Raw genomic sequence first — 23,709 nt, 5'->3', positions numbered from 1 at the left:
CTACCGATCAGATGAACTTCTGAGCCGCGAGGAAGTCGGCGAGCTGCTCGGCGCCTTCCCCCTCGTCCGTGACGATCGTGCCCGCGGTACGGGCCGGGCGTTCCGCCGCGTCCTCGACCAGCGAATACGCGCCCTCCAGGCCGACCTCGTCGGCGTCGATGTCCAGCTCCGCCAGGTCCCACTCCTCGACCGGCTTCTTCTTGGCGGCCACGATGCCCTTGAAGGACGGGTACCGGGCCTCGCCGAACTGGTCGGTCACCGCCACCACCGCCGGGAGCGACGCCTCCAGCTGCTCGCCGGCGGTGTCACTGTCCCGGCGGCCGGTCACCTTGCCGCCGTCCACCGCGACCTCGGAGAGCTGCGTCATCTGCGGCACCCGCAACCGCTCGGCCAGCATCGCGGGCAGCACCCCCATCGCACCGTCGGTGGAGGCCATCCCGCACAGCACGAGGTCGTAGCCGGTCTTCTCGACGGCCTTCGCCAGCACGAGGGAGGTGCCCAGCGCATCGGTGCCGTGCAGGTCCTCGTCCTCGACGTGGATGCCCTTGTCCGCGCCCATCGACAGCGCCTTCCGAAGGGCGTCAACCGCATCCTCCGGGCCGACGGTGAGGACGGTCACCTCGGCGTCGTCGGCCGCCTCCTTGACCCGCAGGGCCTGCTCGACGGCGTACTCGTCCAGCTCCGAGAGCAGACCGTCCGCCTCGTCGCGGTCGACGGTCAGGTCCTCGGCGAAGTGCCGGTCGCCGGTGGCGTCGGGCACGTACTTCACACAGACAACAATCCTCAAGGTCATGCGGCGTCCTTCCGGAACGATGGGTGGCTTCGGGGCGTCGGGCCCTGGCGTGCCGGGGCCGGTGGGGAAGCGGCGCCCGGTCGATGTGCCGGCCCGCTCACCGTGTCTGCAGCAGTTTCCGGGCCATCACGATCCGCTGGATCTGGTTGGTGCCCTCATAGATCTGGGTGATCTTCGCGTCGCGCATCATGCGCTCGGCGGGGAAGTCCTGGGTGTAGCCGTACCCGCCGAGCAGTTGCACCGCGTCGGTCGTCACCGCCATGGCGACGTCGGACGCCAGGCATTTGGCGGCCGCGCCGAAGTACGTCAGGTCGGGGGCGGCCACACAGCTGCGGGCCGCGGCGGCGTAGACCATCTGCCGGGCCGACTCCACCTTCATCGCCATGTCGGCGAGCATGAACTGGACGCCCTGGAAGTCGGCGATGGCCTTGCCGAACTGTTGGCGTTCCTGCACATAGCCGACCGTGGTGTCGAGGGCTCCCTGCGCGATGCCCAGGGCCTGGGCGCCGACCGAGACGCGGGTGTGGTCGAGGGTCCCCAGCGCCACCCGCAGTCCCCTCCCCCGCTCGCCGAGGAGGCGGTCGCCGGGGATCCGGCAGCCGTCGAAGTACACCTCGCGGGTGACCGAGCCCTTCAGGCCCATCTTCCGCTCGGGCTCGCCGTAGCCGATGCCGGGGTCATCCGCGTGCACGACGAACGCCGAGATGCCGCGGGAGCCGGCGTCGGGGTCGGTGACCGCGAAGACGATGAGGTACGTGGCAACCCCGGCCGAGGTGATCCAGGTCTTGACGCCGTCCAACACCCAGTCGTCGCCGTCGGCGGCCGCCCGGCAGCGCATCGCGGCGACATCGCTGCCCGCCTCGCGCTCGCTGATCGCGTACGCCATCAGCGCCTCGCCCGCGGCGACTTCGGGGAGGTACCGGCGTCGCTGTTCCTCCTTGCGACGCCCGGTCACTCCTCGGGCGGCGCGCCCGCGGGGTCGGCGTCCAGCGCGGTCAGGGCGAGCCACAGCTCCATGCGGTCGGCGAGGCGGCCGAGGTCGCGGCCGGTGAGCTGTTCGAGCAGTCGCAGCCGGTAGCGCAGGCTGTTGCGGTGCAGCGTCAGCTCGCGGGCGGTCGCGGCGGGCGAGCAGTCGTGGGAGAGGTACGACCGCAGGGTGGTGACGAGTTCGGCCCGGTGTGCCTCGTCATGGTGCAGCAGCGGCGCGAGCACGGCGTGCCCCAGCTCCCGCAGCGGCAGGTCCAGATTGCCCATCAGCAGCCCGGCGATGCTCAGCGGCGCCGCCCGGTGCACACCGGGTCCGGACCGAGCGGCCTGGCGGGCCTCGAAGTAGCCGAGCCGCAGCCCGCTCACCCCGCGCCGCGGCTCCCCCACGCCGACGCGGACCCGCGGGTCCAGCATGCTCAGGTGGTCCGCGACCGTACCGGCGGCGGCCCCGGCGTCGGCGGTGTCCGGCACGACGACCATCACGCTGTCGTCGACCAGGGCGGTGGGCAGCCGGTCCCGCGCCCGCTCCAGGAGCGGGCCCAGGGTCCACGGCAGGCTGCGCAGCCGCGCGGGGTCGCCGCCGACCCGGGCGACGACGACCGTATGGGGGCCGTCCACGGCGAGTCCGTACGAAGCCAGCCGACGACGGGCGTCACCGTCGGAGACCGTGCGGTGCAGGACGTCCTCAAGAACCTGGCCGAGCAGTTCCCGTCGGCCGGTGAGCACGGCCTGGTGACGGGCCACTTCAAGGCCGAGGATGCTCGTGGCGAACGACAGGATGTCCTGCCGCGGTGTGGGGCGCCGGGTCCGCAACTCCGCGACCGGTACGCCGTCCACCATGACCGGCACGGACGTTCCCTCCGGGGCCCGCCCGTCCGCTCCGGAGCGGGCGGACTCCGGCCAGTGGGACGAGGCGGGGTGGCGTGCCAGGACGCGACCGCCCTGCTCGACCACGGCCACCGGCCCCGCTCCCAGCTCCCGGTGCAGCCGCCGGAGCAGCCCACGCAGCCCGTGACCGGACAGCAGTTCCCGGACCAGCTGGTCCTGGAGGGTGACGGCCGACCGCACCGCGTCGTACCGTTCCGCGAAGATCCGATCGGCCACCCACCGGCTGATCTGGACGAACGGCACCTCGACCGGCGAGCCGACGAGGGCCAGCCCCGTTCTCTCGGCGGTCTCGACGACGGCGGGCGGCACCTCCTGGTGCACCAGCCCGGTGCCGAAACACAGCGCGGTCACCGGCAGCTCCGCCAGCCGTTCGACCAGCCGGGTCCATCCGGCGTCGTCCCGCTCCAGCATGCCCGTCGTCATCACCAGCTCGTCACCGCGCAGGAACGGCAACGGATCCGGCAACTCCGTCGTGGACACCCACCCGATCCGCCGGTCCGCATCGTGGCAGTGGCTGCTCAGCGCCCGAAGCCGCAGGGAGGGTTCGGCGAGCAGATCGGCAACGGAGACAGGCACGCGGTGATTGTGCAACAGGGCGGGGTGGCGGCGGAACGGGGGCTCCCTCCGGCGGTCGGCGCCTCGATCCCCGCGGGGCGGGTCCGCCGACGGAGTTCCGGCCGGGACGGCCCCGCACCCGGACCGCTCAGCCCGGTACGTCCAGCCGTTGGGTGCCGATGACCGACAGCAGTCGCAGGGACTCCTGCGACGGTGAGCCGGGGGCGGCGGTGTAGAGCAGGACCCGCTGGTCGCGGTCGGCGATGTCCAGGATGTCGCAGGTGACGTCGACGGGTCCGACCAGGGGATGCGCGAAGGTGGAGCAGGTGGCGGGCCGGGCGGCGACGTCGTGTGCCGCCCAGATCCGGGCGAACTCCTCGCTGCCGTGGAGGAGTTCGCGGACCAGGCCGGTCACCTCCGGGGCGTCGGGGTAGCGCGCCGCGGCCGTCCGCAGGTGCTGGGCCGCGGTCCGGGCGAACGTATCGGTGTCCCCGAGGCCGTACAACCGTCGGCCGTGGGGGTGCGGGCCGAGGAAGGCGCGCCGGAGGAGGTTGCGGTCGCGGCGCGGCAGGGCGGAGAAGTCCTCCGTCAAGGCGGCGGCCAGGCCGTTCCAGGCGAGGACCTCGTAGGTCGCCGAGAGGACGAGCGCCGCGGTCTCCGGCAGCCGGGCGAGCAGGTCGACGAGGCTCTGCCGCACCTCCCGCGAGGGCCCGGGCGGCGGTCCGGGCGGGGCGCCGGCGAGGTGGTGGAGGTGGTCGCGTTCGGCGTCCGACAGGCGCAGCGCGCGGGCGAGCTGGGCCAGCACCTCGCGGGACGGCGAGGGGGCGCGGGCCTGTTCCAGCCGCGTGTAGTACTCGGTCGAGATGAACGCGAGCTGCGCCACCTCCTCGCGGCGCAGCCCCGGGGTGCGGCGGCGCGGTCCGGTGGGCAGGCCCACGGTGGCGGGGCGGAGGCGCTCGCGCCGACTACGCAGGAAGCCTGCCATTTCTTTTCGGTCCACCCTCCCAGTGTGCGCGGGCGGCGGACCGCCCAGCCAGGTACTGCCGGTGCCTGGATGGGCCCGGCCGCCGGGCCCAGGCTCGTCGGCATGAACCACACATCGCTCACGTCCACCACAGTTCCCGGTCTGCTCGCCGGCAAGGTCGCGTTCGTCACGGGCGCCGGCCGCGGCATCGGCGCGGCGGCGGCCCGGCTCTTCGCCCGGGAAGGCGCCCGGGTCCTCCTCGCGGCCCGCAGCGCCGATCAGCTCGCGGCGGTCGCCGAGGAGATCCGCGGGGAGGGTGGCACCGCGGACCACGTCCGGTGCGATCTGGCCGACCCGGCGAGCGTCCGCGCCGCCGTCGGCCGGGCCGTGGAGCTGTACGGGCGGCTCGACGTGGCCTTCAACAACGGCGCGGCGGGCCAGCCGCCCGGTCCGATGGACCAGTTGCCGGAGGAGGAGTTCGACCACGTCTGCACCGTCACCTTCAAGGGCGTGTGGGTGGCCATGGCCGCGGAGATCGCCGCCATCCGCGCCACCGCCGGGCGCGGCGCCGTCGTCAACACCTCCAGCGTCGGCAGCCTGATGGCCAACCCGGAGCTGCCCGTGTACGGCGCGGCGAAGGCGGCGGTCAACAGCCTCACCGCGTCGGCGGCCGCCACGTACGGTCCGGAGGGCATCCGCGTCAACGCCATCGCACCGGGCACCACGCTGACCGAGATGCTGCGGGAGTGGGACGCGAGGTCCCCGGGCACCATCGCCCGGCTCAACGCCCTGACCCCGCTGGGCCGGGCCGCCGACCCGGACGAGGTCGCCCAGGCCGCGGCCTGGCTGCTGAGCGACCGCGCCTCGTACGTCACGGGCACGGTGCTCCGGATCGACGGGGGGATGCGGGCCTGAGGCCGATGCTTGAGGGATTGCCCTCCAAGGCCCAGGGCTCATGGACCGCACCGCACGGCACGGGTGAGCGCGGACCTTCGGCGGGCGGGCTCGGCTCCGTACCGTACGGAGCCGAGCCACGGCACGGCCGCCGGGCGTGGAGCGCAGCGAGCCCCGTGCCCGCCCCGCGTCAGGCCCCCGGCTTCCCGGGAGAGTGCGGCCCTGCCGTCAGCAACTCCGTGATCTCCTCCGCGAGCTGCGGGCCGAGTTCGCCCCAGCCGTCCTTGTAGCCGTAGACACCGGCCAGGGTGCGGGCGTCGTAGTCGCCGTTCAGGATCTCGATGTCGGTGGCGGTGATGAGTGCCGGGTGGGCGACGCCGACGGCGGCCGAGACCTTCAGCAGTTCCTTGCGCAGGGTGCGCAGGTAGACGGCGGCGCGGGTGGCCTTCGAGGTCGGGTCGAGGCCGCGGACCAGCCACGGGTCCTGGGTGGCGATGCCGGTGGGGCACTTGTCGGTGTGGCACTTCTGCGCCTGGATGCAGCCGATGGACAGCATCGCCTCACGGGCGACGTTGATCATGTCGACGCCCAGGGCGAAGGCGACCGCGGCGTTCTCGGGCAGGCCGAGTTTGCCGGAGCCGATGAAGGTGAGGTCGTCGGTCAGCCCCTGCTCGGCGAAGGTGCCGTAGACGCGGGAGAAGCCCATCCGGAACGGCAGCGACACCGAGTCGGAGAAGATCAGGGGCGCCGCGCCGGTGCCGCCCTCGCCGCCGTCGATGGTCACGAAGTCGACCCCGCGGTCACCGCGCGCCATCAGCGTGGCCAGCTCCTGCCAGAACTCCATCTCCCCCACGGCGCTCTTGATCCCGACGGGCAGGCCGGTCTCGGTGGCGAGCAGTTCGACGAAGTCGAGCATCGAGTCGACGTCGTGGAACGCGGTGTGCCGCGACGGGGAGGCGCAGTCCTCACCCACCGGGATGCCGCGGATCCCGGCGATCTCCGGGGTCACCTTCGCGCCCGGCAGCATCCCGCCGAGACCGGGCTTGGCGCCCTGGGAGAGCTTGATCTCCAGCGCCTTGACCGGGGCACCGGCGACGACCTCCTTCAGCTTGTCGAGGCTGAAGGTGCCGTCCTCGTTGCGGCAGCCGAAGTACGACGTGCCGATCTGGAGGATGAGGTCACCGCCGTTGCGGTGGTACGGCGAGAGGCCGCCCTCGCCGGTGTTCTGCATCGTGCCGGCCAGCGCCGCGCCTTCGTTGAGCGCCGTGATCGCCGCGCCGGAGAGCGAACCGAAGCTCATCGCCGAGATGTTCACCACGCTCGCCGGACGGAACGCCTTGGCGCGCCCGCGCGGCCCGCCCAGCACCTTGGCCGAGGGCAGCGGGGCCTGCGGATCGTGCACATCGGGCAGCGCACCCGCGAACGTGCGCTGCTTCACGTAGGCGTGCCCCTGCATGTGCTCGACGTCGTTGTCGGTTCCGAAGCCGAAGTAGTTGTTCTCCCCCTTCGCCGACGCATAGATCCAGGTGCGCTGGTCGCGGCTGAACGGGCGCTCCTCGTCGTTGGAGGTCACTATGTACTGCCGCAGCTCCGGCCCGACCGTCTCCAGCAGGTACCGGGCGTGCCCGATCACCGGGAAGTTCCTGAGCAGTGCGTGCTTCTTCTGGATGAGGTCGCGGGCGGCCACCACAGCCAATGCTGTGGCGGCGGCCGCCCCGATGCTCCGGGCGCGCATGATCGTTCCTCTCCTCGGTGCTCGACTCCCTCGCCATGCGGTGGGCGTCGTCATGTCGTGTCGGGCGTTGGGCGGCGGGCACGGCCAAGCGGGCGTCAGCGCCCGCCGGAGAACGCGAAGTGATACTAGAGGCCCGCGCGGAGAGGCATGGGGTCAGGGTCGTCGGGGGGCGGCCCTCCGCACCGGTCTGCACTCTTCCGCCCGGTGTCGGTCACGCCGCCTTCACGCCTCCGCTCGCACGCCCTTCACTTCGGTACGCGTTCTTGCCGGATCCGCCGAAGTGCTGCGGAAGCGTCGTCGCCCACGAAGCGGGGCGGTGGGGCGAAGGTGTGCATGTCCGTACCCCCCGGATCGGCTCGGTGCGCCCCAGCTCCCGGTCACGGCCCCAGGACCGCGTCGCGGCAGCCCGCAGACCCGCCCCGTACACCCACAGGCGTCGCGCGGAGGGCATCCCACCAGTCGGCGAGCCACTCCCCGTACGCTGCTTCCGCCCTCTGTTCATCCCCTCATCGCAGCATCACGGCGGATGCTCGGAAAAGGGAAAGAGCGCATACCGGCGTTCTGCGACACCAGCGGCTATGAGTGCTCGGCCCACGTCGTCGGGACCGCGGTGGGCCGAGTCCGTTCATGCGAGGCCGTCGGCATGTCCCCTTATGACCGCAACGTCTCCGAGGGCGATTCCCCGAACTGCCGGCGGTACGCGACGGAGAAGCGGCCCGGGTGCAGGAAGCCCCAGCGGGAGGCGATGGCGGTGACGGTCGTGGCGCCCGGGTCGGCGGCCAGGAGTTCCGTGCGGATACGGTCCAGGCGGACCTCGCGCAGGTAGGCGAGGGGTGTCGTGTCGAGGTGGCGGCGGAAGCCGTCCTGGAGGGCCCGTACACCGACGCCGACGCATTCCGCGATCTCCGCGACGGTGAGCGGTTCGGCGGCGTGCCCCTCGATGACCTCCATGGCGCGGCGGACCGCGAGCGGGGCGACGCGTGGCTGCTCGCCGAGGAGCGCCGGGGTGTAGGTGTGGGGCTGGGCCATCAACAGCTGGGTCATGAGGAGCGATTCGAGCTGTGTGGTGACGAGGGGCCGGCTGGTCATGCCGCCGGGGCCCTCCGCTTCCCGGCGCATCAGCTCGACGATGTTCAGCCAGGAGCGGGAGCCCGGCGTGGTGAGGTTCATACCGAGCGAGAAGCGGATCGGGCGGCGCACGGTGCGGCCGAGCAGGCTGCCCAGGTGCGCTTCGAGGGACGAGCGGTCGAACCACACGATCAGCTGCGGATTGCCGCCGCCCCAGCGCATGTCCAGCTTTCCGGTCGGCGAGGGGACGGAGGCGAGTTCGGGGGAGGAAATGATCTCCTCGCGGCCGCAGGTGATTTCGGCGTATCCGGCGAGCGGTATCTGGACCAGGAAAAAGCTCTCCAGGTCGCCCGGCGTGATCCGGACTTCCGTTCCGTAATCGAGGTAATACAGACCTGTCCGGTCGAAGGGTGTGCCGTGCAGCCGGGCGTCGAGCGTCGCCGAGCGCTGCGTGATGCGCAGGTCGTGGGGGCAGAAGGCCCGGCCGACCTCGGCCCGCGCCTCCCAAATGTCCGCTGTATGGAACAGCTGGTGATTTGCGAGCAGGGGCTCTTCAGCGGACATAGGAACCTCCCCCGCCGAGTTGCGCGATCGGGACAGCGACCCGCGTGATCCGGATAGCGCAGATGATCTTGCCATACCAAGGTTGATCCCCGACCGCCGCGGACCCGAGAAAGAAACCAGGGAATTCAACGATGCAGGGAGTGCCGGGCCGGACCGCGTTCGCCAAGGGCGGCGTCCCGCCCAGCGGACAGTCCGTCGTCCGCTCGCCGCGCGCGACCGGCGCGGCGAGAGCCGCCGAGGCCGCAGCCCCGCACGTCGCGGCGCCCTTGCCGCTGCTGCCCCGGTTCGCCGGGTCGGCCGGACCCCGGTAGCCCGCCGGGTGACCCGGGACCCCTCCTCTGGCCCCCGGGTGAACCGGCTTCCCTCGGCTGCCCGCCGGACTCCCCCCGCCGGCGGGCAGCCACCTTCCGCACCACCGCACGCCCATCCATTGACGCCGCCGCGTCGCCGAAAAAAGCTGTAACGGCGCACGGCACCGCTCCTTCCCGCACCACCCGCACCCCGGAGGCCCCTTCTTCATGCGCAAGATCACCATCGTCGGAGCCGGTCAGGCCGGTCTCCAGCTCGGTATCGGCCTGATCGACCACGGTTACGACGTCACCCTCGTCTCCAACCGCACCGGAGACCAGATCCGCGAGGGCCGGGTCATGTCCAGCCAGGCCATGTTCGGCACCGCACTGGCCCACGAGCGCAACCTCGGCCTCGACTTCTGGGGCGACGCCTGCCCCGCGATCGCCGGACTCGGTGTGAACATCGCCGACGGCCAGGGCGGCCGCGCGATCTCCTTCGACGCCCGCCTGGAGGCCACCGCCCGCTCCATCGACCAGCGCGTCAAGATGCCGCTCTGGATGGGTGAGTTCGCGCGCCGCGGCGGCCGCCTCGACTTCCGCGAGGCCGGGATCGGGGACCTGGAGCGCTACGCCGCCGAGTCCGACCTGGTGATCGTCGCGGCCGGAAAGGGCCAGATCGCCGGGTTGTTCGAGCGGGACGCGCAGCGTTCCCCGTACAACGCCCCGCAGCGCGCGCTGGCCCTGGCGTACGTCACCGGCATGGAGCCGCTGCCGCACCGCACCGGTGTCAGCTTCAACGTCATCCCCGGTGCGGGCGAGTACTTCACCATGCCCAGCCTCACCACCAGCGGCCCCTGCGACATCATGTTCTTCGAGGGCGTCCCGGGCGGTCCGCTCGACTGCTTCGACGGGCTCGCCCCCGACCAGCAGCTGGCGACGTTCCTGGAGCTGCTGCGGACGTACGTCCCGTGGGAGGCCGAGCGCTGCACCGATGTGGCGCTCACCGACTGGAACGGCACCCTCGCGGGCCGCTTCGCGCCGACCGTCCGCAAGCCCGTCGCCACGCTGCCCTCCGGCGCGCAGGTCCTCGGCCTCGCCGACGTCGTCGTCCTCAACGACCCGGTCACCGGCCAGGGGTCCAACAACGCCTCGAAGTGCGCGGCCTCCTACCTCGCCGCCATCCTGGACCACGGCGACCGCCCGTACGACGCGGCGTTCATGGAGCTGGCCTTCGGCCGCTTCTGGGACACCGCGCAGTCCGCCACCACCTGGACCAACGCGATGCTCGGCGCCCCGCCGCAGCACGTCCTGGAGCTGTTCGGCGCGGCGACCGTCAACCCCCGTGTCGCCGCGCGCTTCGTCAACGGCTTCGACGACCCGCGCGACTTCTTCCACTGGTTCATGGACCCGGCCGCCGCGCAGAACTACCTGGCCGAGGTCAGCGCCTGAGCGCACGTCGGTACATCTGACGGCACCTCAGCGATACACACGTCACGAGAGCAGGACAGCAGGACATGAGAAGGATCGCGGTGATCGGCGCCGGTCAGGCGGGCGCCCAACTCGCCCTGGGGCTTCAGGCGCACGGCTACGACGTCACCCTGGTCACCGACCGCAGCCCCGACGAGATACGCCGCGGTCCGGTCATGTCCAGCCAGTGCATGTTCGACACCGCGCTGCACAACGAGCGCGAACTCGGCCTGCACCACTGGGAGGAGCAGGCCCCGGACATCTCCGGTATCGCCTTCTCCCTCATCGGTCCGCACGGCACTCCGGACATCTCCTGGCGCGCGCCGCTGGAGGGCCCCGCGCACTCCGTCGACCAGCGGGTCAAGTGCGCGGCCTGGATAGAGCAGTTCGCGGACGGCCACGGCGAGATCGTGCTGCACGAGGCGGGGGTCAACGACCTCGAGTGGTACGCCCGTACGCACGATCTCGTCGTGGTCTCCACGGGCAAGGGCGAGCTGAGCCGGCTCTTCCCGCGGAACTCCGAACTCTCCCCGTACGACCTCCCGCGCCGTGCGCTGGCGCTGACGTACGTCGCGGGCGCGGCGCCACGGGAGGGGGAGGCCGCCGTCCACTACCGGCTGGTCCCCGGCGTCGGCGAGTACTTCTCCCTCCCCGCCCTCACCACGACGGGACCCTGCGAGATCATGGTCTTCGAGGGCGTCCCCGGCGGCCCGATGGACTGCTGGGACGACGTCCACACACCCGAAGGCCACCTCACCCGCTCGCTGGAAATCCTCCACCGGTTCTTCCCCGACGAGTTCGAGCGCCACCGGCACTCCCACCTCACCGACAGCGGCGGCGTGTTGCGCGGCAGGGTCACCCCGACCGTCCGGCATCCCGTCGCCCGCCTGGCCTCCGGCCGCCACGTCCTCGGCATGGCCGACGCCGTCGTCCTCAACGACCCGATCACCGGCCAGGGGTCGAACAACGCGGCGCAGGCCGCGACCCACTACCTCGACAGCATCCTCCGTCACGGCACCGCGGAGTTCACCGCGCAGTGGATGCAGCGCACCTTCGACAACTTCTGGCGCGGCTGGGCCCAATGGGCCGTCGGCTGGACCAATTCCCTGCTGACCGACCTGGGTCCCCATCACCGCGAGATCCTGACGACGGCGGCCGAGATCCCTTCGGTCGCGGGCGCTCTCGCCGCCGGATTCGACGATCCGCGCACCCTCTACCGCTGGTGGTTCGAGGAAGCCGAGGCCCACCGTTTCCTCACCGAGAAGCGCGCCCAGCACGCCGCCCGCTTCGACGGCCGCGAACTGCGCCGTGCGCTGGGCCAGTACGCCACCGGCGTGACCGTGGTGACGGCCCGCGCCCCCGACGGCCGCAATGTCGGCATGACGGCGAACTCCTTCACCTCCGTCTCCCTGGACCCGCCCCTCGTCCTGTGGTGCCCCGGCAAGAACAGCCCGAGCCTGCCGGACTTCACCGACGCCTCACACTTCGCCGTCCACGTACTCGCCGCCGACCAGCACCATCTCTCCCGCCAGTTCGCCACCCCGTCCGACGACAAGTTCCGCGGTACGCCGACCACCCCCGGTATCGCCGGAACTCCCCTCCTGGACGGCGCGGTCGCCCGTTTCCAGTGCCGGACCGTCCAGCGCCTCGACGCCGGTGACCACATCATCTTCCTCGGCGAGGTCGAACAGTACGAGTCCGACGGCGGCACCCCGCTGGTGTTCCACTCGGGGTATTACCACGTGGCGACGAAGCATCCGGATCTGTGAAACCGGCCGCCGGGCGCGGCTCCTCTCACACGAAGGCGCACACCCGGAGTGCCGACGCCCCCCCCGCGACGTCGGCAAGCGGCACCATGTCGCCGAGTGACGCACACCAAGTGGCGACGTGCCGGCCCGCGACCGGGACCCGAGAGCGACAGGGACCGCTCGGCCGACGCGACGAACTCACCTCGAATGACGAGAAGTTGCCCCTACCGGACGGCCGGATGGAGACGACCGATCCCAGGGCGTATCCATCACGCCGGCGAGTCGTTGGTGGGGTCGTGGCGGCGTTGCCATGAGGTGGCTGACCAGGCACGGATGAGGGCCGAGCGGCTACCGGTCCCGCCACGAAGGGGCCGGTAAGGCCTCCGCCGCCGGGCGCGCCGGAGCGGGCGCCCCGGAGTCCCGCGCCGTTCCGGTTCGCGCTCTTGCACCTCCGTCATTTAGCGACATAGCGTCGCTTGAGGACAAGGGAAGAGACGTGTCCGTCCGCGGTGGCGGATCGGCGGCGTGGGCGCCGTCCGACCGTGCCGGGACCCGTCGACCGCCGAGGCTCATCGACCATCGAGGTACGCATCGTGAACTCGCCGACACCGCAGGCACAGACACTGCTCTTCTCGCTGTTCACACCGGAAGGGCGGGAGAACCCGCACCCTGCGCTGGAAGCTCTGCGGCGGACCGCGCCCGTGTACCACGACCCGGATCTGGACACGTTTTTCCTGACCACTTTCGCGGACTGTCAGACCGTCCTCACCGACGCCGCCCACCGCGCCCCCGACCTGGCCTGGTGCGAGGAGAATCTGCCGGACTGGCGGGAGCACCCGGCGGCCGACTTCTTCTACTCCTCGATGCTGCGGGCCGGTGGCGCCGACCACACCCGCCTGCGCCGACTCGCCGGAAAGGGCTTCACGCCACGCCGGGTGGCCGCGCTGCAGGCGGCCATCGAGAAGATCACCGATGGTCTGCTCGACGACCTCGCCGACGCCACCTCGGACGGCGGCACGGCCAATTTCCAGGACCTCGTCGGCTACCCGCTCCCCGTGGCCGTGGTCGGTGAGCTGATCGGTGTGCCGGAGGCCGACCGGGTCCGGTTCCGGTCGCTCGGCGGCGATGCCAGTCGGCTGCTGGAGCCGGTACGTACCCCGGAGGACTGGGAGCGGGCGGATGGTGCGGTGGAACAACTACGCGAGTATTTCGGGGAGTTAGCCGATCGGCGCCGACGTGAGCCCGCGGATGATCTCGCCACCACGTTGGCCCGGGAGAGCGAGGGGACGCTGACGGAGCACGAACTCGTCGACACGCTGCTGCTGGTGTTCGTCGCGGGGTTCGAGACCACCACCGGGCTGCTGGGAACGGCCGTGCACACCCTGCTGAACCACCCCGGCCAGCTGGCCCTGGTCTCGGCCGACCCCCGCCTGGTGCCGCAGGCCGTCGAGGAGTCGCTGCGCTGGGACACGCCCGTCCAGATGACCGAGCGCATCGCCGGTCGGGCCGGGGTCATCGGTGGGGTGCCGGTCCCGGAGGGCGCCAACGTCACCACCGTGCTGACCGCCGCCAACCGCGACCCCGCACAGCACCCGGACCCGCACCGCTTCGATGTGACCCGCACCGGCACCAGGGTGCTCAGCTTCAGCGGCGGGCCGCACTACTGCCTGGGCGCCGCCCTGGCCCGTATGGAGGGCGCGGTCGCCCTGCGCCGCTTGTTCGCCCGCTTCCCCCGGCTGGCGCCCGCCGGGGACCCGGTGCGGCGGGAGTCCTTCAGCCTGCGCGTCTTCGAGGATCTGCCCGTCCGCCACGGCCCCGCCGCCGTACCGACCGTCACGAACTCCGGAAAGGCCGCCGCATGAGTTTTCTGGACACCGAGCGCGAGGTGCTCGAACGACTGCTGCCCGGCCTCGACGCCGCGCTCGCCGGGCACCCGCTGGCCACGCTGGAGCGGCCCGGCAGCCCCGGCGTCGCGGCGTTCCGGGACGCCGGGGGAACCGCCCTGCTGGTGCCCGGGGAGAGCAGCGGCATCGGCACGAGCCCGCTGGAGGCCGTCCGGCTCCAGCGGGCCGTGGGCGCCCGCTGCCCTTCGCTGGCCGTCGCCTCCACCATGCACCACTTCTCGGTGGCCGGCCTGGTGGAGGCCACCCGGCACGGGGGCGGTTTCGCGTGGATGCTGCTGGAGGCCGTCGTCAACGACCGGCTGCTGCTGGCGTCCGGCTTCGCCGAGGGCCGCACCGGCCAGTCCGTCCTGCGCCCGGCCATCACCGCCGAGCGGCGCGGCGACCACATCGTGCTCAACGGCAGCAAGAAACCGTGCAGCCTCGCCCGCTCCATGGACGTCCTCACCGCCTCCGTGACGATGACCGACGAGGACGGCACCGAGCGCCTGGCGGTGGCCATCGTTCCCGCGACGGCCGACGGCGTGTCCGTACGGCCCTTCTGGGGCAACTCCGTGCTGGCCGGTGCCGAGAGCGAGGAAGTGGTCCTCACCGACGTCGCGTTGGACCCGCAGATGGTCGTCACCACCGACGTCACCGCCGGATCGGCGCTGGACGCGCTGCACATCGCGGGCTTCCTCTGGTTCGAGCTGCTGATGACGGCCGGGTACCTGGGCACGGCCAGCGCCCTGGCGGAGCGGGTGCTGCGACGCGGCGGGGGCTCCGCCGCCGACCGGGCCACGCTCGTCACCGAACTCGACGCCGCCATGCTGGCGGTGGAGGCCGTGGCCCGGGAGATGGGCGAGGCCACCGGGTGGGGCGAGGCGCTGCTGGTCAGGGCGTTGACCGCGCGCTACGCCGCGCAGGACGCCATCGCCCGCGCCACGCCGGTCGCGCTGGCCGCGCTCGGCGGGATGTCCTTCATCGGCTCCGACGAGGGCACCTACCTCGCCTCGGCCGCGACCGGCCTCGCCTTCCACCCGCCGTCCCGGGGCCGGACGGCCGAGGCGCTGTGCGCGGCCGTGGACGGCCAGGCGCTGCGGGTCGGGTGACGGGATGACCGCAGCGACAGGTCCCACCGTCGAGATCCTGCCCGGCGTCGACGCCATCCCCGCCGGGACATGGGACGAGCTTGCCCCGCCGCACGACCCCATGTGGGGGCGGGAGGTGTTCGCGGCGATGGAACGCGGTGCCATCGGCCCGGACGGCTACGCCTACGCGGTGGTCCGTGAGGCGGGCCGCACGGTCGCGGTCCTGCCGCTGGCCGCCGTCCGCGGGCTGCGCCTGGACCAGGTCGTCGGGGAGCGGGAGCGTCAGCTGCTCGCTCCCGTACGGCGGCTGTGCCCTGGCCTGCTGCGCGTGCCGATGCTGTTCTGCGGCAACTTCCTGGGCCAGGGGCACGTCCTGAGCCGGGAACCGCTGCCGGGCCCGGTCGCCGCGCTGTTGGTACGTACGGTGCTCGACCATGCGCGGCGCCACCGGCTCGGCACCGTCGTCCTCAAGGACTTCGCCCCCGGCGAGCTGGCGACCCTGCGACCGGCACTGGAGGCGGCGGGCTTCTTCCAGGTGCCGAGCATGCCGGACACCGAACTGGCCCTGGGGTACGACTCGTTCGACGAGTACGTCGCCGCACTGCCCGCCAAGGCGCGCCGCAATGTCCGCAGCAAGCTGCGCAAGTTCCACGCCCGGGGCGACCTGCGGATCGAGGTGCTTTCCGACTTCGCCGATCTGGTCCCCGCCATGCTGGGGCTGTACCGGCAGGTGATGGACCGGGCCGACCAGACGCTCGACGTCCTCGACGCGTCGTTCCTCCGGGCGCTCCACCGGCCCGGCGGCCCGGACCAGCGGCTGGTGGCCTGCTTCGAGGGGGACCGTCTCGTCGCGTATCTGCACTGTCTCTTCCGCGGCGAGGGCGCGATCGGGGCACGTATCGGGCTCGACTACCGGCTGGCCCACGAGGCGCACCTCTACCACCACGTCCACTACGCGGCCATCGAGCTGGCGATCGGCCGCGGGTGCCGCCACATCCGGTTCGCGCAGACCGCCTACGAGCCCAAACGGGAGCTGGGCTGCACGCTGGTCGAGCAGCGCTACGCCCTCACCCATGTACGCCCGCTGCCCCGCGCGGTACTGCGCCGGCTGCTTCCGCGCGCGCTCGAAACGGCGCTCGCCCGGACGCTCGCGCCCCGGTCATGAGCACGCCGCCGCATCCGCAATTCCCTCTCACGGAAAGGCCCTCATGCCCCGCGTCGAAGTAGAGCTTCATATCGCCGCCCCGCCGGACCGGAGCTGGGCCACCGTCGTCGACGTCGAGAGCTACCCCGCCTGCATGGAGAACGTCCGGTCCCTCACGGTCGTCGAACAGAACGGCCCGCGGGAGCGGACCACCGCCTGGTCCGTCCATCTCAAGGGGTCGGTCCTCGAATGGACCGAGGCGGAGCGGATCGACGAGGAGGCCCGCCGCTTCGACTTCCACCAGGTCAGCGGCGACCTCGCACACTTCGTCGGCCACTGGGCCATCCACCCGGCCGACGACGGCGGCAGCCTGGTGTCCCTGCATGTCGAGTTCGACATCGGTATCCCGCTGCTCTCCGAAATGCTGAACCCCGTCGCCGCCACCGCGCTGCGCGAGAACGCCGAGCAGATGCTCACCGCGCTGGAGCGCCGCCTGACCGGCTCCGTCTGACCGGCACCGCCCCTCGCCCATCCCTGTCCAGGAGGCCGCACATGACCGACCCGTCCCAGGCCGCCGCGGTGTTCGAGCGGTTGCGCCGCCACCAGTCGCCCAAGCTCGCCCTGACCGGCAAGTTCGCCGGACGGGGCGCCGTGGAGTCCGCCGCGTCGGGCTCGCGGGTCACCCTCTCCGACGGCCGTTCGGCCCTGGACTTCGGCTCGTACGCGGTCACCCTGCTCGGCCACCGCCACCCCGGCGTCGCCGCCGCCGTGCAGCGGCAGCTGGAGGTGATGCCGACCTCCACCCGGAGCCTGGCCAACCCCGTCAGCGCCGAGGCGGCCGCCGTCCTCGCCGACTATCTGGGCGGCACCCTGCCCAAGGTCCACCTCGGGCTCAACGGGTCCGACGCCGTGGAGATCGCGGTCAAGCTCGCCCGCCTCGCCTCCGGCCGGGACCGGGTACTGGCGGTGCGCGGCGGCTTCCACGGCAAGACGATCGGCGCGCTGGCGCTCACCCACAGCCCCCTGTTCCGTAAGGGACTGCGCGGCTGCACCACGGACGTCGTCCACCTCGACCCCGACGACGCCGACGCGGTCCGCAGGGAATGTGCCCGGGGCCCGGTCGCCGCACTGGTCTTCGAGCCCGTCCAGGGGGAGAACGGCGCCGTACCGCTCTCCCCCGAGGTGCTGCGGCGGTGGGCGCGGGACGCGCACGCGCAGGGTTCCTTCGTGATCGCCGACGAGATCCAGTGCGGCCTGCGGCGCTGCGGTGAACGTTCGGTCGCCCTCGCCGAAGGGCTGCCCGTCGACGCGGTGCTCGTCGGCAAGCCGCTCGGCGGCGGCATCGTGCCGCTGTCCGCGATGGTGTGCTCGGAGGAGCTGTACGCGCCCCTGGCGGCCGACCCGTTCCTGCATTCGGCGACCTTCGGCGGGCACCCGCTCAGTTGCGCCGCCCTGCCCGCCGCGCTGACGGCCGTGGAGGAGCTGACCGACCACGGCCGTCAGCTGACCGACCGGCTGACCGCCGGTCTGCGCGCCCTCCACGCGCGCCACGGGCAGGTCATGAGCGGTTTCCACGGCCGGGGCCTGCTGTGGGGCATCGACTTCACCGCGCCGGGGGCCGCCGGGGAGGTCGTCGTCGGCCTGGCCGACGCCGGGCTGCTCGTCTCGCCCTGTCTGAGCCGCCCCACGACCGTACGGCTGCTGCCCCCACTGACCACCACGGCCGCCGAGCTGGACGAGGCCCTGGACATCCTCGACGCCGCCCTCGACGGCGCGGGCCGCGCCCTCACCGCCGACTGACCCCGACCCAGGAGAACGACGTGACCGACCCCGCAGCCCCCCAGGCCCCCGCCACCGGACCGGCGCTGGCCGACATCGTCCGCGCGACCATCGCCGACGTTCTGGGCACCACGCCCGACGACATCTCCGACAGCACCGACCTGGAAGCCGACCACGGCGTCGACAGCCTGGAGCTGATGGCCATCGGCGCCCAGCTCGAACGCGCCCTCGGGGTGCAGATCTCGCCCGAGGACCTGATGCGCGCCGAGAACGTCGGCCACGCCATCGCCCTCCTGACCGAGCGGAAGGCCACCCGGTGACGTCTCCCCCGCCCGCAGCGGACCGCCCCCGCGTCGTCGTGACCGGCATCGGTGTCAAGACTCCGGCCGGGAACACCCTCGACGAGGTGGTCGCCGCCGTCATGTCGGCCGAGTCCACCGCCGCCGCCCTCGTCGACGAACTGGTCGACCGGCAGGCGCCGGTGCGCTTCGCCTGCCGAGTGCCGAACTTCGACCTGGAGCCCTACCTCACCCGCCGCGAACTCCGGCAGATCGACCGGCCCACCGCACTGGCCCTGTGCGCCGCCGTCGACGCCGTACGCGACGCGGGACTGCCGCCGATACCCCCGGACCGCGTCGGCGTCCACCTCGGCACCGGCATCGGCGGGCTGCCGTCCATGGAGGCCACCGCCCTCGACCACGGCGCCGATCCCATGGGCATGCCCGTGCACACCGTTCCCCGGACCATGGCCAACTCGGCGGCCGCCCGCATCGCGATGCGCCACGGCTTCCTGGGCTCGTGCCTCACCCACACCACGGCGTGCGCCAGCGGCACCAACGCCATCGGGGAGGCGCTGCGCAGGATCCAGCACGGTGAGCTGGACGCGGCGGTGACCGGCGGCTTCGACGCGGCGATCACCACCATCATGCTCAGCGGCTTCGCCCGGATGCGGGCCCTGTCCCTCCGCAACGACGACCCCGGCCGGGCCAGCCGCCCCTTCGATGCGGACCGCGACGGCTTCGTCATGGGCGAGGGCGCCGCCCTCCTCGTCCTGGAGCGGCGCGACGCCGCACTCGCCCGCGGCGCACGGATCCACGGGGAGGTGGCCGGGTACGCGACCAACTCCGACGCGTTCCACATAGCCGCGCCCCATCCGGAGGGCGCCGCTGCCGCCGCCTGTATGGCCCGCGCGATCGCCGATGCCGGGCTGCGTCCCGCCGCCATCGGGCAGGTCAACGCGCACGGCACCGCCACCCGGCTCAACGACCGTGCGGAAGCCACCGCCCTTCACCGCTGCTTCGCCGGTCAGGCACCGCCGGTGACCTCGATCAAGGGCGTCACCGGCCATCTCATCGGCGGTTCCGGGGCGTTGGAGGCCGCGGTCGCCCTGGTCTGCGCCGGGCGCCGCACCGTGCCGCCCGTCGCCAACCTCACCACCTGCGCCGAGGCCGACCGCATCGATGTGGTCGCCGGTGCGCCGCGGCAGGTGGCCCTCGCCCCCGTGTTGTCCAACTCCTTCGGCTTCGGCGGGCAGAACGCCTGCCTCGTGCTGACCCCCGGGAACTGACCCACCCGCCTCCTCGCCAAGGAGATCTGTCATGCGCATCCTGCTCACCGGGGCGACCGGCATCGTCGGCACCGAAGTCACCGCCCGCCTGCGCACCATCGCGCCCCGCGGCACCGACCTCGTCCGGGTCGCACGTCGCCACGCCCCGAACCCCCTGGTCCGCTGGGACATCGGCGCCGCACCGGTGCCGACGGAGCTTTCCGGCCCCTGGGACGTCATCGTGCACACCGCCGCCTCGACGCGCTGGACCCTGTCCCGTGCCGAGGCCGCCGACGCCAACATCCGCCCCCTGCGCGCCGTCCTGAGCCTGGCCGGGCCCGACACCCATGTCGTCCATGTCTCCACCGCCTACGTCGGGGGCATACGCACCCCCGAGGATCTGCGCGGCCCGGAGTTCGAGGGCTACCGCAACGGCTACGAGTGGTCCAAGGCCGTCTGCGAGGAGATCGTCACCACCGAGCATCCCGGGCCCGTCACCGTGATCCGCCCGCCGCTGATCATGGGCAGCCGGGCCGACGGCCGGATCTCCCGCTTCTCCGGGCCCTACACCCTCTTCCCGGCCCTGGTCTCCGGCCTCGCCGCCGTCGTCGTCGGCGACCCGGACGGCTACGCCGAGATCAGCCCGCTCGACGAGGTCGCCGACGCGATCGTGGCGGCGGCCCTGGGCCCCGTACCGGCCGCCCCGCACACCGAAACCCTCGCCGCCGGTGCGGCCAGCCTGCGCCTGAGCGCCCTCGTCCGGATCAGCTGCGACACCCTCAACGCCTTCCGGGCCGCCCACGGCGCCGGTCCCATCGCCGTCCCCCCGACGGTCTCCACCGACAGCTGGAACCGCTTCTTCCTGCCACTGGCGCGGCAATGGCTCTCGCCGGTGCAGCAGCAGGCCGTCAACCTGCTCGCCATGTTCCAGAGCTACACCAGCATGGCCGAGCCCTTCGCGCCCACCCGGCCCGTGCGCGACCCGGGCGAGGTGATGGCCTCGTCCGTACACCACTGGGCCCGCAGCAGGCCCCGGCAGGCGCTGGCCGACCCCCGCCCGTGGACGCTCGTCGGGGCGTAAGGCCGGGCGTGGCCCGGGCGCTCTGTGGCCGGTTCCCCCCTTTTGCCGCTCGGGTGGTCCGCTCGCAGTATGGCGGGAGGGAGGGTGTGCCCTCCCGTGCCGGGGGCGAGCCGCGGCGGTGGCCGTCGCTCGTCCGGCCCGTCCACCCGAAGGGACATACCATGCCTGCCTGCACGACGCGCGACGGTGTCGACATCTTCTACAAGGACTGGGGGCAGGGCCGCCCGGTTGTCTTCCTCCACGGCTGGCCGCTCAACGGCGACGCCTGGCAGGACCAGCTCAAGGCGGTGGCCGACGCCGGTTTCCGGGGCATCGCCCACGACCGGCGGGGCCACGGACGCTCCGCCCCGGTGTGGGACGGCTACGACTTCGACACCTTCGCCGATGACCTCAACGACCTGATCACCGGGCTCGACCTGCGCGATGTCACGCTGGTCGGGCATTCGATGGGCGGCGGCGAACTCGCCCGCTACATCGGCCGTCACGGCACCGGCCGGATCCGGTCCGCGGTGCTGCTGTCGGCGATCCCGCCACTGATGCTCCAGGGGCCCGCGAACCCCGAGGGCGTCCCGCAGAGCGTGTTCGACGGCATCAAGGACGGCATCCTCCACGAGCGCTCGCAGTTCTGGCAGTCCACCGCCGTCGGCTTCTTCTCCGCGAACCGCCAGGGCACCCAGGTCACCAAGGGCAACCTGGACGCGTTCTGGTACATGGCGATGCAGGCGACCATCGAGGGCGGTGTGGCCTGCGTGGACGCCTTCGCGGCCACCGACTTCCACGAGGACCTCAAGAAGTTCGACGTCCCCACGCTCGTGGTGCACGGCGACGACGACCAGGTGGTGCCCCTCGACGCGACCGGCCGCAAGACGGCCCAGCTCGTCCCGGGCGCCACGCTCAAGGTCTACGAGGGCGGCTCCCACGGCATCGCGCTCGTGCCCGGGGACAAGGAGAAGTTCACCGGGGATCTGCTGGACTTCCTGGCCGGGTGAACGGTCCCGGGCGTGCGCCCTCGCGCGACCTCTCCGGGTTCCGGTGCCCGAGCCGCCGCCGGAGCCGGACGAGGAGCCGAACTGCCAGACCTACGCCGAGGACCAGCCCTGGCACCACCACGACAGCGGCTCCCTGAGCACCATCGGCCGGTGCCTGGACATCGAGGGCAACGGCACGGCCGACGGCACCCCGGTCCAGCTGTGGGAGTGCAACGGCGTCGGCGGGCAGGTCTGGCGGCAGCACGCCGACGGTGCGCTGGTCAACCCGCGCTCCGGCCGCTGCCTGGAGGCCCCCGGCGGCGCCACGGCCAACGGCACCCGCCTGCGGATCGCGGACTGCGACGGCTCCACGGCGCAGAAGTTCAGGCTGAACCTGCCGAAGTCCGGCTGACGGAGGGTTTCGCCGCCTCCCGTTCGGGCGACGCGCGACCCACACAGGAATTTGCCCCTGCACCAACCTCCACAAGTACAGCCAGCCGACCCATTCGCCAAGAAATCAGCTTTCGCAACTTTCCCAACATTGAGGACAGTTACGGCAATAACACCCCGGCCACCCTGTGCCTTCGGTCGATGCACAGAAAGTGATACGGTCCTTCGACGGCGGCCAACTCGCTTCTCGTTGGCATGCGTTCAAGGGACAGTGATTAAGCGTGACTATCAACGGCGACGGCTTCAGCGCCGAACCGGAAGAGCTCAGGGGCGGCGCTTCGGACATCCTGAAATGCCTGAAGCCGGCAGAAGATGTCGACTTCGAGGCGATGTTCAAGGGTTTTGACGGTTCCGAGCAGAGCGACGTGGTCCTCTCCGGGAAGTTCCAAAAATTCTGCAGCACATGGACCGCGGCCTACCTGAGCCTCGGCGACCGTTCGGTCGACGCTGCGGGACATCTCAAGACCACGGCCCGCAACTACGAGCAGGCCGATGCCTATGCGAACGGGCGCCTGCACACGTAGGACACGGCACAAAAGGACAAGAACAATGGGCGGGAAACGGGGATAGGCGTGGCGGCGGAACTGGGGGAAACCAAGGACCCCAAGGAACTCATTCCTGGCAACACAGGGGACCTGGAAAGCGTCGCAGACTCACTGAGAAAAGCGTCGGGGAAATTCGAGGACACCGGCACCCGGCTGGGCGGTGTACGCATTTCTGGCTGGTCCGGCAAGGCCAGCGATCAGTTCTGGGAGAAATTCTCGGGCGAGAAGAAGAACTGGCTCTACGCCGCCGATGCCATGTCCGATGCGGCCTCGGCGGTGAGCAAGTACGCCGCAGCGCTCAGGGGAGCGCAGCAGCAGGCGGCGGAAGCAATCGATCTCTGGGAGAGCGGCGACGAAACCCAGGCCCGAACCGTCCTGAACGCCGCTCGGCAATCCCTCAAGGAAGAGGCCGGTACGGCAGGGAAGAAGCTGGCCGATCTGGCCGGCGGTGCCTCCAACGCGCCGGACTGGCTGACCAAGGCCGGGGAAGTCGCCGAGCAGCAAAAGGAATCGGGAAAAGGCAGCCAGACCTTCTGGGAGAAGGAAGGCAAGTCGCCGACCGATCCCAGCAGAAGGTGGAGCAGGAACAGGCCCTTCGGCACCACAAGCCCTGAGGAACCCGGCGGCAAGAAGCCCGGTCCGGAGGTCAAGCTGTGGGAGCGGAAGGGCGAAGCGAGTGTCTGGGGCGCCGAGGCCGAGGGTGAGAAGCAGGTCGGGGACGGAAAGCTCAGCGGAAAAGCCGGACTCAAGCTCCTCGGGGCCGAGGGAACCGTAGGGGCGTCCTACAAGGACGGCAATCTCGAAGCGAAAGTCGGTGGGACCGCCTACCTCGCCAAAGCATCCGCCGAAGGCGGCTACGAGAACGGCGCCTTCGAGGCCAAGGGAGATGCCTCGGCTTTCGCCGGACTGGACGCATCGGCGACGGCGGCCGTGGGCAAGGAGGGCGCACACCTGGGCGCCGAGGCTTTCGCGGGCGCCAAAGCGACAGCGAGCGGGCATGCGGACGTCGGCGGTATCGGGGCGGGTGCCACCGCCGAAGGATGGGCCGGGGCCGGCGCCGAGGCCCACGTCGATGCCGGGATGAAGGACGGCAAGTTCGTCATCGGCGGCTCGGTGGGCGTCGGACTCGGACTCGGCGGCAAGGTCGGCGCGCAGATCGAGATCGACCCGCACAAGGTCGTTGACACGGTCAGCGATGCCGCGGACGCGATCGGCGACGGCCTCGACGCGGTGGGCGACGGTCTGAAATCGCTCAATCCCTTCGGCTGACAG

21 protein-coding genes and 1 pseudogene are annotated in these 23,709 nt (G+C 71.8%); 16 read left to right on the top strand and 6 right to left on the bottom strand.

The annotated features are described in order from the left end of the window. Positions 1 to 7 precede the first annotated feature (7 nt). The 4 genes and pseudogenes from OG422_RS28650 to OG422_RS28635 form a co-directional block, all read right to left on the bottom strand. Positions 8 to 793 carry an electron transfer flavoprotein subunit beta/FixA family protein gene (locus tag OG422_RS28650; protein ID WP_405747059.1) on the bottom strand — a complete coding sequence of 262 codons (786 nt, stop codon included), beginning with the start codon at positions 791 to 793 and terminating at the stop codon, positions 8 to 10. A gap of 97 nt (positions 794 to 890) precedes the next feature. Continuing rightward, positions 891 to 1,730: pseudogene (locus OG422_RS28645) on the bottom strand (acyl-CoA dehydrogenase family protein); the annotation flags it as partial. Between the two features lie 14 nt (positions 1,731 to 1,744). Continuing rightward, a complete protein-coding gene (locus OG422_RS28640) occupies positions 1,745 to 3,244 on the bottom strand; it encodes a PucR family transcriptional regulator (RefSeq protein ID WP_405747057.1) in 1,500 nt (499 codons plus the stop codon). A gap of 127 nt (positions 3,245 to 3,371) precedes the next feature. Then, complete coding sequence (locus OG422_RS28635; RefSeq protein WP_405747055.1) at positions 3,372 to 4,223, bottom strand: helix-turn-helix transcriptional regulator; 852 nt, start codon at positions 4,221 to 4,223, stop codon at positions 3,372 to 3,374. Positions 4,224 to 4,277: 54 nt separating this feature from the next. Between OG422_RS28635 and OG422_RS28630 the strand changes: the two genes are divergently transcribed. Beyond that, entirely contained in the window at positions 4,278 to 5,102 is an 825-nt protein-coding gene (locus OG422_RS28630; protein ID WP_405747053.1) for an SDR family NAD(P)-dependent oxidoreductase, read from the top strand. Between the two features lie 169 nt (positions 5,103 to 5,271). Here the strand turns inward: OG422_RS28630 and OG422_RS28625 are convergent, their stop codons facing one another. Further along, a complete protein-coding gene (locus OG422_RS28625) occupies positions 5,272 to 6,816 on the bottom strand; it encodes an FMN-binding glutamate synthase family protein (protein WP_405747052.1) in 1,545 nt (514 codons plus the stop codon). A 651-nt stretch (positions 6,817 to 7,467) separates the two neighbouring features. Then, entirely contained in the window at positions 7,468 to 8,448 is a 981-nt protein-coding gene (locus tag OG422_RS28620) for an AraC family transcriptional regulator (RefSeq protein ID WP_143939566.1), read from the bottom strand. 131 nt (positions 8,449 to 8,579) lie between these two features. Here OG422_RS28620 and OG422_RS28615 point away from each other — a divergent pair, with 131 nt between their 5' ends. From OG422_RS28615 to OG422_RS28545, 15 genes are all read left to right on the top strand, one after another. Beyond that, positions 8,580 to 8,759: a hypothetical protein gene (locus tag OG422_RS28615; protein ID WP_143939567.1), complete on the top strand. Its 180-nt coding sequence runs from the start codon at positions 8,580 to 8,582 to the stop codon at positions 8,757 to 8,759. Between the two features lie 207 nt (positions 8,760 to 8,966). After that, complete coding sequence (locus OG422_RS28610; RefSeq protein ID WP_143939568.1) at positions 8,967 to 10,187, top strand: styrene monooxygenase/indole monooxygenase family protein; 1,221 nt, start codon at positions 8,967 to 8,969, stop codon at positions 10,185 to 10,187. Between the two features lie 65 nt (positions 10,188 to 10,252). Further along, on the top strand, positions 10,253 to 11,974 hold the full coding sequence (locus OG422_RS28605) for a flavin reductase (RefSeq protein WP_405747050.1): 1,722 nt from the start codon (positions 10,253 to 10,255) through the stop codon (positions 11,972 to 11,974). 572 nt (positions 11,975 to 12,546) lie between these two features. Further along, complete coding sequence (locus OG422_RS28600) at positions 12,547 to 13,815, top strand: cytochrome P450 (protein ID WP_405747049.1); 1,269 nt, start codon at positions 12,547 to 12,549, stop codon at positions 13,813 to 13,815. Continuing rightward, positions 13,812 to 14,945, top strand: coding sequence for an acyl-CoA dehydrogenase family protein (locus OG422_RS28595; protein ID WP_405747047.1), 1,134 nt, complete (start codon positions 13,812 to 13,814; stop codon positions 14,943 to 14,945). The genes OG422_RS28600 and OG422_RS28595 overlap by 4 nt, the downstream gene beginning before the upstream one ends. Positions 14,946 to 14,949: 4 nt before the next feature. Then, on the top strand, positions 14,950 to 16,089 hold the full coding sequence (locus tag OG422_RS28590) for a GNAT family N-acetyltransferase (RefSeq protein WP_143939572.1): 1,140 nt from the start codon (positions 14,950 to 14,952) through the stop codon (positions 16,087 to 16,089). 43 nt (positions 16,090 to 16,132) lie between these two features. Next, a complete protein-coding gene (locus OG422_RS28585) occupies positions 16,133 to 16,579 on the top strand; it encodes a type II toxin-antitoxin system RatA family toxin (RefSeq protein ID WP_405747045.1) in 447 nt (148 codons plus the stop codon). 41 nt (positions 16,580 to 16,620) lie between these two features. Then, positions 16,621 to 17,868, top strand: a complete 1,248-nt coding sequence (locus OG422_RS28580; RefSeq protein ID WP_405747043.1) for an aspartate aminotransferase family protein — start codon at positions 16,621 to 16,623, stop codon at positions 17,866 to 17,868. Positions 17,869 to 17,888: 20 nt separating this feature from the next. After that, positions 17,889 to 18,167 (top strand): acyl carrier protein, encoded by a 279-nt coding sequence (locus OG422_RS28575; RefSeq protein WP_405747041.1) that lies wholly within the window; start codon positions 17,889 to 17,891, stop codon positions 18,165 to 18,167. Further along, positions 18,164 to 19,414: a beta-ketoacyl-[acyl-carrier-protein] synthase family protein gene (locus tag OG422_RS28570; RefSeq protein WP_405747039.1), complete on the top strand. Its 1,251-nt coding sequence runs from the start codon at positions 18,164 to 18,166 to the stop codon at positions 19,412 to 19,414. Before OG422_RS28575 ends, OG422_RS28570 begins: the two co-directional genes overlap by 4 nt. A 31-nt stretch (positions 19,415 to 19,445) precedes the next feature. Next, positions 19,446 to 20,474 (top strand): SDR family oxidoreductase, encoded by a 1,029-nt coding sequence (locus OG422_RS28565; RefSeq protein WP_405747037.1) that lies wholly within the window; start codon positions 19,446 to 19,448, stop codon positions 20,472 to 20,474. A 161-nt stretch (positions 20,475 to 20,635) separates the two neighbouring features. Further along, positions 20,636 to 21,463: an alpha/beta fold hydrolase gene (locus OG422_RS28560; RefSeq protein WP_405747035.1), complete on the top strand. Its 828-nt coding sequence runs from the start codon at positions 20,636 to 20,638 to the stop codon at positions 21,461 to 21,463. A gap of 43 nt (positions 21,464 to 21,506) precedes the next feature. Then, a complete protein-coding gene (locus OG422_RS28555; protein WP_405747033.1) occupies positions 21,507 to 21,854 on the top strand; it encodes a ricin-type beta-trefoil lectin domain protein in 348 nt (115 codons plus the stop codon). 259 nt (positions 21,855 to 22,113) lie between these two features. Beyond that, on the top strand, positions 22,114 to 22,416 hold the full coding sequence (locus tag OG422_RS28550) for a hypothetical protein (RefSeq protein WP_405747032.1): 303 nt from the start codon (positions 22,114 to 22,116) through the stop codon (positions 22,414 to 22,416). 48 nt (positions 22,417 to 22,464) lie between these two features. After that, the gene (locus OG422_RS28545) at positions 22,465 to 23,706 is read left to right on the top strand and encodes a putative T7SS-secreted protein (RefSeq protein ID WP_405747031.1); all 1,242 of its coding nucleotides are present in this window, start codon (positions 22,465 to 22,467) and stop codon (positions 23,704 to 23,706) included. Positions 23,707 to 23,709: the final 3 nt, after the last annotated feature.

It is taken from the genome of Streptomyces sp. NBC_01525, from assembly GCF_045040405.1.
Taxonomy (GTDB): domain Bacteria; phylum Actinomycetota; class Actinomycetes; order Streptomycetales; family Streptomycetaceae; genus Streptomyces; species Streptomyces benahoarensis.
This window is presented reverse-complemented; position numbering and strand designations above follow the sequence as displayed.

Excerpts from the sequence above, each read along its gene's own strand:
- OG422_RS28565 (WP_405747037.1), top strand. The coding sequence starts at position 19,446 with ATGCGCATCCTGCTCACCGGGGCGACCGGCATCGTCGGCACCGAAGTC.
- OG422_RS28585 (WP_405747045.1), top strand. The coding sequence starts at position 16,133 with ATGCCCCGCGTCGAAGTAGAGCTTCATATCGCCGCCCCGCCGGACCGG.
- OG422_RS28615 (WP_143939567.1), top strand. The coding sequence starts at position 8,580 with ATGCAGGGAGTGCCGGGCCGGACCGCGTTCGCCAAGGGCGGCGTCCCG.
- OG422_RS28620 (WP_143939566.1), bottom strand. The coding sequence starts at position 8,448 with ATGTCCGCTGAAGAGCCCCTGCTCGCAAATCACCAGCTGTTCCATACA.
- OG422_RS28650 (WP_405747059.1), bottom strand. The coding sequence starts at position 793 with ATGACCTTGAGGATTGTTGTCTGTGTGAAGTACGTGCCCGACGCCACC.
- OG422_RS28605 (WP_405747050.1), top strand. The coding sequence starts at position 10,253 with ATGAGAAGGATCGCGGTGATCGGCGCCGGTCAGGCGGGCGCCCAACTC.
- OG422_RS28610 (WP_143939568.1), top strand. The coding sequence starts at position 8,967 with ATGCGCAAGATCACCATCGTCGGAGCCGGTCAGGCCGGTCTCCAGCTC.
- OG422_RS28630 (WP_405747053.1), top strand. The coding sequence starts at position 4,278 with ATGGGCCCGGCCGCCGGGCCCAGGCTCGTCGGCATGAACCACACATCG.
- OG422_RS28625 (WP_405747052.1), bottom strand. The coding sequence starts at position 6,816 with ATGCGCGCCCGGAGCATCGGGGCGGCCGCCGCCACAGCATTGGCTGTG.
- OG422_RS28560 (WP_405747035.1), top strand. The coding sequence starts at position 20,636 with ATGCCTGCCTGCACGACGCGCGACGGTGTCGACATCTTCTACAAGGAC.
- OG422_RS28595 (WP_405747047.1), top strand. The coding sequence starts at position 13,812 with ATGAGTTTTCTGGACACCGAGCGCGAGGTGCTCGAACGACTGCTGCCC.
- OG422_RS28580 (WP_405747043.1), top strand. The coding sequence starts at position 16,621 with ATGACCGACCCGTCCCAGGCCGCCGCGGTGTTCGAGCGGTTGCGCCGC.
- OG422_RS28590 (WP_143939572.1), top strand. The coding sequence starts at position 14,950 with ATGACCGCAGCGACAGGTCCCACCGTCGAGATCCTGCCCGGCGTCGAC.